At 69.1% G+C, this 10,529-nt stretch carries 10 protein-coding genes; 8 read left to right on the top strand and 2 right to left on the bottom strand.

Annotation, left to right across the window (positions count from 1 at the left end):
• The coding region (locus ACEQZY_RS09100; RefSeq protein ID WP_370153745.1) for a methyl-accepting chemotaxis protein at positions 1-476 on the top strand (476 nt) is incomplete at its 5' end.
• Positions 477-515: 39 nt separating this feature from the next.
• Here ACEQZY_RS09100 and ACEQZY_RS09095 read toward each other — a convergent pair.
• Together ACEQZY_RS09095 and ACEQZY_RS09090 are read right to left on the bottom strand one after the other, a co-directional pair.
• The gene (locus tag ACEQZY_RS09095; protein WP_370153743.1) at positions 516-1,262 is read right to left on the bottom strand and encodes an alpha/beta fold hydrolase; all 747 of its coding nucleotides are present in this window, start codon (positions 1,260-1,262) and stop codon (positions 516-518) included.
• Positions 1,259-2,554, bottom strand: a complete 1,296-nt coding sequence (locus tag ACEQZY_RS09090; protein WP_341704152.1) for a DUF2927 domain-containing protein — start codon at positions 2,552-2,554, stop codon at positions 1,259-1,261. The genes ACEQZY_RS09095 and ACEQZY_RS09090 overlap by 4 nt, the downstream gene beginning before the upstream one ends.
• Before the next feature lie 90 nt (positions 2,555-2,644).
• Here ACEQZY_RS09090 and ACEQZY_RS09085 point away from each other — a divergent pair, with 90 nt between their 5' ends.
• The 7 genes from ACEQZY_RS09085 to ACEQZY_RS09055 all read left to right on the top strand — a co-directional run bounded on the left by ACEQZY_RS09085 (position 2,645) and on the right by ACEQZY_RS09055 (position 10,516).
• Entirely contained in the window at positions 2,645-3,802 is a 1,158-nt protein-coding gene (locus tag ACEQZY_RS09085; RefSeq protein WP_370153741.1) for a glycosyltransferase family 4 protein, read from the top strand.
• Entirely contained in the window at positions 3,795-4,772 is a 978-nt protein-coding gene (locus ACEQZY_RS09080) for a glycosyltransferase family 9 protein (protein ID WP_370153739.1), read from the top strand. Before ACEQZY_RS09085 ends, ACEQZY_RS09080 begins: the two co-directional genes overlap by 8 nt.
• A 119-nt stretch (positions 4,773-4,891) precedes the next feature.
• Positions 4,892-5,473, top strand: a complete 582-nt coding sequence (locus tag ACEQZY_RS09075) for a class I SAM-dependent methyltransferase (protein ID WP_370153737.1) — start codon at positions 4,892-4,894, stop codon at positions 5,471-5,473.
• 98 nt (positions 5,474-5,571) lie between these two features.
• Positions 5,572-7,572 carry a threonine--tRNA ligase gene (thrS, locus tag ACEQZY_RS09070; protein ID WP_370153735.1) on the top strand — a complete coding sequence of 667 codons (2,001 nt, stop codon included), beginning with the start codon at positions 5,572-5,574 and terminating at the stop codon, positions 7,570-7,572.
• A gap of 60 nt (positions 7,573-7,632) precedes the next feature.
• Positions 7,633-8,175 (top strand): translation initiation factor IF-3, encoded by a 543-nt coding sequence (infC, locus tag ACEQZY_RS09065; protein WP_341705225.1) that lies wholly within the window; start codon positions 7,633-7,635, stop codon positions 8,173-8,175.
• Positions 8,176-8,310: 135 nt separating this feature from the next.
• Positions 8,311-9,288, top strand: coding sequence for an NADPH:quinone oxidoreductase family protein (locus ACEQZY_RS09060; RefSeq protein WP_370153749.1), 978 nt, complete (start codon positions 8,311-8,313; stop codon positions 9,286-9,288).
• Between the two features lie 13 nt (positions 9,289-9,301).
• A complete protein-coding gene (locus ACEQZY_RS09055; RefSeq protein WP_370153733.1) occupies positions 9,302-10,516 on the top strand; it encodes a class I SAM-dependent methyltransferase in 1,215 nt (404 codons plus the stop codon).
• Positions 10,517-10,529: the final 13 nt, after the last annotated feature.

The raw sequence follows: 10,529 nt of genomic DNA, 5'->3' as shown, positions 1-10,529 counted from the left end.
TCAAGGCACTGATCGCCACGTCGAATGCCCAGGTGAAGACCGGGGCGGCGCTGGTGAACCAGACCGGCGCCAGCCTCACCGAGATCGTCACCGCCATCAAGAAGGTCAGCGACATCGTGGCCGAGATTGCCGCGGCCAGCCGGGAGCAGGCCACCGGCCTCGACCAGATCAACACCGCCGTCGGCAGCATGGACGAGATGACCCAGCGCAACGCGGCGCTGGTGGAAGAGACCACGGCCGCCGCGCAGTCGCTGACCCAGCAGGCGCAGCGGCTGGCGCAGATGGTCGGCTTTTTCAAGACCGGCGCCCCGGCTGCAAAGCGCCCGGCAGCAAAGTCCCCGGCCGCAAAATCCCCGGCCGCCGCGAAATCCGGCCTGGCGAAATCAGGGGCGGGGAACCCTGCCGCCACGGCGGCGCCTGCAAAACCCGCCCCGGTTCACGCCGGCGGAGAGGACGGCGACTGGCAGGAATTCTGACGCCAGCCGCCTCGCGGCTGCCGGAACCCTGCCGCCTGCTCAGGCGGCCAGGCTCCACACCGTTTCGGTCAGCAGGGCGAGATCCTGCGGCCGCGACAGCCGGTGGTCGCCGTCCCTGATCAGGGTCAGGCGCGTATCGGCGCCGCGGAAGGCCTCGACGGTTTTCACCGCGTGCTGCCAGGGGACATCCGGGTCCTGCATGCCCTGCAGGATGCGCACCGGCGCGGCCAGATCGATGCCGCCGGCGAGGATGCAGTGCCGGCGGCCATCCTCGATCAGTTTCAGGGTGTATTCGTAGGGCTGGTCGGAATACTGCGACGGTTCGCGCAGGATGCCGTCGCGCTGCAGGGTGGCGCGCTGGTCCGGGCTCATCTGCGCCCACATCAGGTCTTCGGTGAAATCCAGCGCCGGCGCCAGCAGCACCAGCCCGGCGACGCGGCCGGGCCGCGCCAGCGCCGCCAGCGTCGCCAGCCAGCCGCCCATGCTGGAGCCGACGATCACCGTCGGTCCGCGGCAGACCTGGTCCAGCACCGCCAGCGTGTCGTCCTTCCAGCGGCCGATGCTGCCGTCGAGGAAGGCGCCGTCGGACTGGCCATGGCCGGTATAGTCGAAGCGCACGAAGCCGGTGCCGCGGGCCTTCGCGGCCGCCTCCAGCGCCAGCGCCTTGGTGCCGGTCATGTCGGAGCGGAAGCCGCCGCAGAACAGGATGCAGGGTTCTGTGCCAGCTGCGGCGACATGGGCGATGCGCAGCCCGTCGGGGGCTGCCAGGAAAGCAGGTGCGGTCATGGCCCCTGTTTAGCCGCTGTCGCCGCCGGTTTCCATGCATCGGCGCGGGCGATGGCGGCCGCCTGGACTTCGCCGGGGGCGGTTTCGCTCAGCTTGCTGCGGTTGCTCTCCGCCATGGCATGCCTGGCCCGCGCCGCGATGGTGAACCACATCAGGGCTTCCGTCTGGTCGGGCGGAATGCCGGTGCCGTCGCGCAGCATGGTGCCGAGATTGTTCTGGAAGGCCGTGAAGCCGGCCTCGGCGCCGCGCCGGTAGATCGCGGCGGCGCGCGGCAGGTCCTTCGGCACATGGCGTCCGAATTGCAGGGCATAGGCGAGGTCGAAAACCCTGTCCATATCCGTCAGCGCGTCGGCCCGGTCCAGCAGCGCGGCCATCTGCGCCATGTCCTTCGGCAGCCGGATGCCGAAACGGTATGCCTCGGCCAGATGCAGCATCGCCCGCACGTTGCCGTCATCGGCGGCCTTGCGCAGGTCGGCGAGGATGTCGTCCAGCACCGGTTCGGCGGCCGATTTCGGCGGTGCCGCCGGATTGAGGGCGCGCCGCTTCTCCTCGATGATCCCGTCGGCCAGCGCCACCGCCGGCAGCCGGGCGAGGCCGGCCGGGATGCGCTTGTCGTACAGGGTCTGCAGCATCACCGTATCGGCCTCGGTCAGGTCGAAGACGAAGCGGTCGGTCGAGTAGCTGAGGATGGAATGCAGGCGGTGCGGATGGCCGCGCAGGCCGAAGGCATGCAGCATCTCGTGCACGATGCAGCGGCCGATATCGCCGCGATGGCCGAGATTGATGGTGAGTTTCGCCCAGTGCAGCCGGCCATACCACTTGTCCTCGTTCCAGCTGGTGATGCAGCCGGCCCGGCCGCCATTCGACGTGCGCAGGTCCTCGGTGTTGACGAAGATGATGGAAAAATTCGGATTGCCGGTGCCGGCCGGCTCGACTGTCACGCCGGCGATGCCGGCCAGGCGGTTCAGCGCGGCAATGCTTTCGGCGATGCGGGCCTTGTCGTAATCCATGCCCTCGATGCGGTAGCGGACCGGTCCGGTCCATTTGGTCACCACCCCGGTCAGGGTGGCGCCGCTGCCATAACCGATCCGGCCCTGGTCCTTGTCGGCATAGAGCGCCGCGATGTCGAAGCCGCGCAGGATGTCTTCGTGGGACGGATTGCGGCCGGTGGTCTGCGCCAGCGCGGGCAGCGCCGCCATGGCGGCGATGGCTGCCAGCCCGGCCAGCGGGGCCCGGCCCGGCCAGCGGCCCGCGCGCCGATTTTTCTTGTCTTCCCGGGCTTTGCCGGACATGAAGCCGCGCCGTATACTGCCAGCCGCACCGCGCATCATGACGCATCTCCGATGGCCAATTCCGAAAATACTACTTTAGAGACACATTCCATGGGAAGGCCGCCCGCCGTGCTGCAGGTACTGCCGGCCCTGGTCACCGGCGGCGTCGAGCGCGGCACCGTCGACATGGCCAAGGCGCTGGCGGCGGCCGGCTGGGTCTCCTACGTGGTCTCGGAAGGTGGCCCGATGGTGCGCGAGCTGGAACGCGCCGGGGCGAAGCACATCACCCTGCCGGTGGCCAGCAAGAATCCCTGGCGCATGCAGAAGAATACCGACCGGCTGGAAGAGCTGATCCGTTCGCTGCCGATCGACCTCGTGCATGTGCGCTCGCGCGCCCCGGCCTGGTCGGCCCGCGCCGCCGCGCTGCGCTGCGGCGTGCCCTTCGTGACCACCTTCCACAACGCCTACAAGTCGCATAACTGGTTCCGCAAGCTGTGGGCCGGGCCGATGGGCAAGGGCGATGTGGTGATCGCCATTTCCGATTTCGTCGCCGAGTATGCGCATCGCAAGTTCGGCGTGGCGCGGCACAAGCTGGTCATCATCCCGCGCGGCACCGATCTCGCCCGTTTCGATCCGTCGCGGGTCTATCCCGACCGCGTCGCCCAGCTGGCCCAGCAATGGCGGCTGGTCGATGGCCTGCCGGTGATCCTGCTGCCCGGCCGGCTGACCCGCTGGAAGGGCCATGCCGTGCTGCTGCGCGCACTGGCCGAGCTGGCGAAGACGCGCGGCCGGCAGGATTTCATCGCCGTCCTCTCGGGCGACCACCAGGGCCGCGACAGTTACGTCGAGGAACTGAAGATGCTGACCGCGCAGCTCGGCCTGAATGCCGCGGTGCGGCTGCCCGGCGACTGCAAGGACATGCCGGCCGCCTACATGCTGGCCGATGTGGTCGTTTCCGCCAGCACCGAACCCGAAGGCTTCGGCCGCATCGCCGTCGAGGCGCAGGCGATGGGCAAGCCGGTGATCGCCACCGACCATGGCGGCGCCCGCGAAACCGTGCTGCCCGGCGAGACCGGCTGGCTGGTGCCGCCGAACGATCCGGCCGCGCTGGCGGCGGCGCTGGACGCGGCGATCCGCCTGACCCCGGAACGCCGCCTGCAGATCGCCGAACGCGCCCGCCGCCATGTCGCCGATCACTTTACCGTCGATGCCATGTGCCGGGCTTACCTGCAGGTCTATACCCGGCTATTATTCCCCGATCATGCCTGACAGCCGCCTGCATGCCGTCCCCGCCGCCACCACGCCGGTCCGCGAACGCATCCTGGTGATCCGGCTGGGCGGCCTGCGCGGCATCGTGCAGGCGCTGGGCGCCATGAAGGCGATCCGCGACCATCATGCGGGGGCCCATGTCACCCTGCTGACCACCGCACCCTATGCCGATTTCCTGCGCGCGGCCGATGTGGCGGATGCCGTCTGCTGCGATCCGCTGCCGCTGCTGCGGCCATCGGCCTGGCGCATCCTGCTGCGCCGGCTGCATGGCGGCGAGTTCGACCGTGTCTACGACCTGCAATGCTCGCTGCGCTCCAGCCTGTATTTCGGCCTGCTGCCGCTGCCGCGGCCGGACTGGTCGGGCCGGGCCTGGGGCTGTTCGCGGCCCTATGCCGCGCCGCCGGGCCGCGGCCCGCTGCACCCGGTCGACCGGCTGACCGAACAGCTGCGCCAGGCCGGCATCCCGGTGGTGGCGCCGGCCGACCTGTCCTTTGCCGGCGACGGCATCGGCCGCTTCGCCCTGCCGCCGCGTTTCGCGCTGCTGGCGCCGGGCGGCCGCCGGCAGAAGGGCGTCTATGCCTTCTGGCCGACCGACCATTACGCCACCCTCGCCCGCGGCCTGCTGGCCGACGGCATCCTGCCGCTGCTGCTGGGCGATGCCCGCGACGCGGCGCTGACCATGCGCATCGCCGCCCAGGCGCCGGGCAGCCTCGACCTTGCCGGCCAGACCAGCCTGGCCGACCTCGCGGCGCTGGCCCGCCGCGCGGCCTTTGCGGTGGGCAACGACAACGGCGCGCTGCATCTGCTGGCCGCGGCCGGGGCGCCGACCCTGGCGCTGTTTTCCGCCGCCGCCGATCCCGGCCTGGCGGCCCCGCGCGGCCGGCTGGTGCGCATCCTGCGCGCCACCGCCCTGCAGGTGGTGCCGGTGGAGGAAGTGCTCTCGGCCCTGGCCCAGGTCGAGCGCGCCTAGGCGCACGGCCGCATGCGGGAAGGAGGCACCGCCATGTTCCTGCCACAGATCGCCGCCATGCTTGGTGCCCCCGGCCGGCCGCAGGAACGGCCCGGACGGATCATCAGGATGAGCAGGATATGATCGCGGCGCAGGGCCTGACCGACAGGATGACGTTTTTCCGGGCCTGGCTGGCCGATCCCCTGCAGGTGGCGGCGATCCTGCCATCGGGCCCGGCCCTGGCCGAGCTGATCACCCAGGAAATCTCGCCGGCCACCGGCCGGGTGCTGGAACTGGGTCCCGGCACCGGGGTGTTCACCCGCGCCCTGCTCGACCGCGGCGTCGCCGAACGCGACCTCGTGCTGGTCGAGGCGGGGCCCGATTTCGCCCGCCGGCTGTCGCGCCGCTTTCCCGCCGCCCGCCTGCTGGCCATGGATGCCGCCCGGCTGCACCGCCTGCCGCCGGCCCCGCGCGCGGCCGACCGTGCCGGCGCCGCGGTCAGCGGCCTGCCGATGCTCTCCATGCCGCCGCGCAAGGCCTATGCCGTGCTTGCCGGCAGCTTCCGCCACCTGCGCGCCGACGGGGCCTTCTACCAGTTCACCTACGGGCCGCGCTGCCCGGTGCCGGCCGCCGTGCTCGACCGGCTGGGCCTGCGGGCGACGCGGATCGGCGGGGTGATCGCCAACCTGCCGCCGGCTTCGGTCTACCGCATCGGCCGCTGATTTCCGGGACATCGCGGCCCCGGCCCGGCCGGCCGGGCGCCCGGCTTGACAGGGGGGGCGGGACGGCTAGGCTGCGCCCCCTTGGAGGTCGTTAACCCATGTCCCAGACTGCCGTTTCCGCTGGTTCTTCCGGCGCCGAGATCCGCCTCACCCTGCCCGATGGCAGCGTGCGAACCTGCGCGGCCGGCAGCACCGGCGCGGATGTGGCGGCATCGATCGGTGCCGGCCTCGCCAAGGCCGCGCTCGCCGTGCGGCTGGATGGCGTGCTGCGCGACCTGAAGGCGCCGATCACGGCCGATGCCCGGCTCGAGATCGTCACCATGAAGGACCGCAACGAGGCCGAGCTGCTGGAGCTGATCCGCCATGACGGCGCCCATGTGATGGCGCAGGCGGTGCAGGAACTGTTCCCCGGCACCCAGATCACCTTCGGCCCCGCCACCGAGGACGGCTTCTACTACGATTTCGTGCGCGACGAGCCCTTCACGCCGGAGGACTTCGCGAAGATCGAGCAGCGCATGGCCGAGATCGTCAAGCGCGACCTGCCGATCGAGCGCGAGGTCTGGCCCGCCGAGAAGGCCGTCGGCTATTTCCGCCAGATCGGCGAGACCTACAAGGCCGAATGGGTCGACGAGATTTCCAAGCGCGGCGAGGCGATCTCGATCTACCGCCAGGGCGACAGCTGGCTCGACCTCTGCATGGGCCCGCATCTGCCCTCCACCGGCAAGCTGCCGGCAGCGTTCAAGATCATGAAGGTGTCGGGCGCCTACTGGCGCGGGGACGCGAAGAACCGCCAGCTGCAGCGCATCTATGCCACCGCCTGGCGCGACCAGAAGGAGCTGGATGCGTATCTGAAGCGGCTGGAAGAGGCCGAAAAGCGCGACCACCGCCGGCTCGGCAGGGAAATGGGCCTGTTCCACCAGCAGGAAGAGGCGGCCGGCATGGTGTTCTGGCATGCGAAGGGCTGGACGCTCTACCGCACGCTGGAGCGCTACATGCGCAACCGGCTGGAACGCGCGAAATACCAGGAAGTGAAGACGCCGCAGCTGGTCGACCGCAAGCTGTGGGAGGCCTCGGGCCACTGGGAGAAATTCCGCGAGAACATGTATCTGGCGGAAAACGAGCAGGGCATCCGCGACTATGGCAGCGATCCGGACGAGCGCGTCTTCGCGCTGAAGCCGATGAACTGCCCCTGCCATGTGCAGATCTTCAACCAGGGCCTCAAGAGCTACCGCGACCTGCCTTTGCGCATGGCCGAGTTCGGCTCCTGCCACCGCTTCGAGCCGGGCGGCGCCCTGCATGGCATCATGCGGGTGCGCAACTTCACCCAGGACGACGCGCATATCTTCTGCACCGAAGACCAGATCATCTCGGAGAGCAAGGAATTCTGCGAGCTGCTGAAGTCGGTCTACAGGGACATGGGCTTCACGGACATCCGGGTGAAATTCTCCGACCGGCCGGCCCAGCGCGCCGGCTCGGATGCCACCTGGGACAAGGCGGAAGGCGCGCTGAAGGAAGCCTGCGAGGCCGCCGGCCTCGACTACACGCTCAATCCCGGCGAGGGCGCCTTCTATGGCCCGAAGCTGGAATTCGTGCTGCGCGATACCATCGGCCGCGACTGGCAGTGCGGCACCCTGCAGGTGGATTTCGTGCTGCCCGAGCGTCTGGACGCCGATTATGTCGGCGCCGATGGCGGCCGCCACCGCCCGGTGATGCTGCATCGCGCGATCCTCGGCAGCTTCGAGCGCTTCATCGGCATCCTGCTAGAGCATTATGCCGGCCGCCTGCCTTTGTGGATGGCGCCGCTGCAGGCGGTGGTCGCCCCGATCGTCTCGGACTGCGACGGCTATGCGCAGCAGGTGGCCGATGCGCTCGATGCCGCCGGCCTGCGGGTCGATACCGACCTGCGCAACGAGAAGATCAACTACAAGATCCGCGAACTCAGCCTTGCCAAGGTGCCGGTCATCCTGGTGGTCGGCAAAAAGGAGGCGGAGCAGGGTACCGTCACCCTGCGGCGGCTGGGCGAAGAGCGGCAGGAAACCATTGCTTTGGCCGACGCGCTTGCTAGATTGACCGCCGAGGCCCGCATGCCGGGGGCCTGATCCCCGGCTGCCATACGCCCAACCCACTGATTTGTCTGCAATTATCTTAAGGAGCGCGTCATAGCCCGCCCACCTTTCAATGCCCCGCCGACGCCGAAGACCGACGGACCGCGGGTCAATCACGAGATCGACGTCCCCAATGTCCGCCTGATCGACGCCGCCGGCGAGAACCGCGGCGTGGTCACCACCCGCGAAGCGATGCGCCTGGCCGAGGAGGCCGGCCTTGATCTCTGCGAGATCTCGCCCAATGCCGAGCCGCCGGTCGCCAAGATCCTCGATTACGGCAAGTACAAATACGAGGCCCAGAAGAAGGCCGCCGAGGCGCGCAAGAAGCAGAAGGTCATCGAGATCAAGGAAATCAAGCTGCGTCCCGGCATCGACACGCATGACTATGACGTGAAGATGAAGGCGATGAACCGCTTCCTCGACGAGGGCGACAAGGTCAAGGTGACCCTGCGGTTCCGCGGCCGCGAGATGGCCCACCAGGAACTCGGCGCCAAGCTGCTGGACCGCGTGCGCGACGACGTGGCCGAGAAGGCCAAGGTCGAGCAGTTTCCGAAAATGGAAGGTCGCCAGATGACCATGGTGATTTCGCCGAAATGACGGCGTGATGCATGGCGCCGGAGGCTGCTCCGGCGCCATTGCCATTTTCTGACGACAAGAAAATCCGCAAACAGCCGGAAAATCCGCAAGCCCGGATAACCGCAGACAGGGAGTGAAGTGATGGCGGCGATCAGCGTGAAAGCCATGGTGTGCAAGGCCTGGGGCGGCCCGGACAGCCTGGTGCTCGACAATCTCGAGCTGCCGGCGCTGGGCCCGAAGGACGTGCGCATCCGTGTGCGCGCCGCCGGCCTGAATTTCCCCGACACCCTGATGATCGCCGGCAAATACCAGTTCAAGCCGGCCTTCCCCTTCGCGCCCGGCATGGAATGCGCCGGCGAGATCGCCGAGGTGGGCGAGAAGGTGACCGACGTGAAGCCGGGCGACCGCGTGATGGCCACCACCGGCAACGGCGCCTTCGGCGAGATGGTGAACTGCCCGGCCGCCAGCGTCTACAAGATCCCCGACAGCATGCCCTATGAAGTCGCGGCCGGCTTCCCGATCACCTACGGCACGACGTATCACGCGCTGGTCGACCGCGGCCGCATGCAGAAGGGCGAGGTGCTGCTGGTGCATGGCGCCGCCGGCGGCGTCGGCCTCAACGCCGTGGAACTGGGCCGCGAGCTGGGCGCCACCGTGATCGGCACGGTGGGCAGCGACGAGAAGGCCGCCATCGTGAAGGAATACGGCGCCGCCCATGTGATCAACTATTCGACGGAAAGCATCAAGGACCGCGTCAAGGAGCTGACCGGCGGCAACGGCGCCGACGTGATCTACGACGCGGTGGGCGGCGATGCCTTCGACCAGTCCTTGCGCTGCATCAACTGGGATGGCCGCCTGCTGGTGATCGGCTTCGCCTCGGGCCGGATTCCCGAAGCGCCGGCGAATCTCGCGCTGATCAAGGGCTGCAGCATCGTCGGCGTCTTCTGGGGGGCCTTTGCCGCCCGCGAGCCGCAGAAGAACCGGGCGAATTTCGCCGCCCTGCTGGCGCTCTACGAGCAGGGCCGGCTGAAGCCGCATGTCTCGTCGACCTTTGCCCTCGACCAGGTGCCGCAGGCGATGCAGGCCCTGCTGTCGCGCAAGACCACCGGCAAGGTGGTCATCACCATCCCCTGATCGCACCGGCTGCGTGTCCGACCGGGTTCGCGAGCAGTATGAGGCCTATCCCTATCCGGCCCGCGACCCGGAGGACGAGCGCCGCCGGCTGATCACCGGCAGCCCGAGCTTCCTGCCGGAACTCAACCATTATGTCTTCGGCGGCCGGCGCGATTTCCGCCGGCCCTTCCGTGCGCTGGTGGCCGGCGGCGGCACCGGCGACGGGCTGATCCATCTGGCGCAGTATCTGGCCGCCAGCGGCGGCGCGCATGAGGTGGTCTATCTCGATCTCTCGGCGGCGTCGCGAAAGGTGGCCGAGGCGCGCGCCGCCATGCGCGGCCTGACCAATATCCGCTTCCTCACCGGCGCCCTCGACGCCCTGCCGCAGCTGGCGCCGGGGCCGTATGACTACATCGACTGCTGCGGCGTGCTGCATCACCTGCCCGATCCGGCTGCCGGCCTAGCCGTGCTGAAGGCCGCACTGGCCGAAGACGGCGGCATGGGCCTGATGGTCTACGGCACCTACGGCCGCGCCGGCGTCTATCCGCTGCAGGCGGCCCTGCGCCAGCTTGTCGGCGGCGACGATCCGCAGCAGCAGGTGGCGCTGGCGAAACGGCTGCTGGTCGCGCTGCCCGAAGGCAACGAATTCCGCCGCAATCCTTTCATCGGCGACCACACCACCGGCGATGCCGGCCTCTATGATCTGCTGCTGCACAGCCAGGACCGCGCCTATACGGTGCCGGAACTGTACGACCTGGTCGAAGGTGCCGGCCTCGGCATCAGTGCCTGGATCGAGCCCTGCCGCTACGATCCGCTCGGCTACCTGAAGGACGAGACCCTGCGTGCGCGGGCCGCCGCCCTGCCGCCGCCGGACCAGGCGGCGCTGGCCGAACGGCTCAGCGGCGCCATGAAGACCCATGTGGTCTATGCCGTGCCGGCCGCGCGCAAGGACGGTGCCGTCGCACAGCCGGCGCCCGATCTGGTGCCGTGGCTGAACGGGCTGCCCGCCGCGGCCCTGGCCGAGACGCTGCGCAGGCGCGGCGAGCTCGCCATCAGCTTCCATACCGAGCGCTTCGTGTTTGCGGCGCCGCCGCGCGCAGCGGATATTGCCGCACTGATCGACGGCCGCCGCAGCTTAGGCGACATCGCCGCGGCCCTGTCGCTGCCATGGGGCGATTTCGTTGCGCTCTATCTGTCGCTGCACGGATTGCTGACCGGCATCAACAAGCTGTATCTGCGGTTGCCATAGCGGGTCGCATCCT

Origin of the sequence: Ferrovibrio sp. (assembly GCF_964218355.1) — a bacterium.
GTDB lineage: Bacteria > Pseudomonadota > Alphaproteobacteria > Ferrovibrionales > Ferrovibrionaceae > Ferrovibrio.
This window is presented reverse-complemented; position numbering and strand designations above follow the sequence as displayed.

Coding starts and splice junctions, on each gene's coding strand:
- thrS (WP_370153735.1), top strand. CDS start 5,572: ATGTCCCAGACTGCCGTTTCCGCTGGTTCTTCCGGCGCCGAGATCCGC.
- ACEQZY_RS09090 (WP_341704152.1), bottom strand. CDS start 2,554: ATGTCCGGCAAAGCCCGGGAAGACAAGAAAAATCGGCGCGCGGGCCGC.
- ACEQZY_RS09075 (WP_370153737.1), top strand. CDS start 4,892: ATGATCGCGGCGCAGGGCCTGACCGACAGGATGACGTTTTTCCGGGCC.
- ACEQZY_RS09085 (WP_370153741.1), top strand. CDS start 2,645: ATGGGAAGGCCGCCCGCCGTGCTGCAGGTACTGCCGGCCCTGGTCACC.
- ACEQZY_RS09095 (WP_370153743.1), bottom strand. CDS start 1,262: ATGACCGCACCTGCTTTCCTGGCAGCCCCCGACGGGCTGCGCATCGCC.
- ACEQZY_RS09080 (WP_370153739.1), top strand. CDS start 3,795: ATGCCTGACAGCCGCCTGCATGCCGTCCCCGCCGCCACCACGCCGGTC.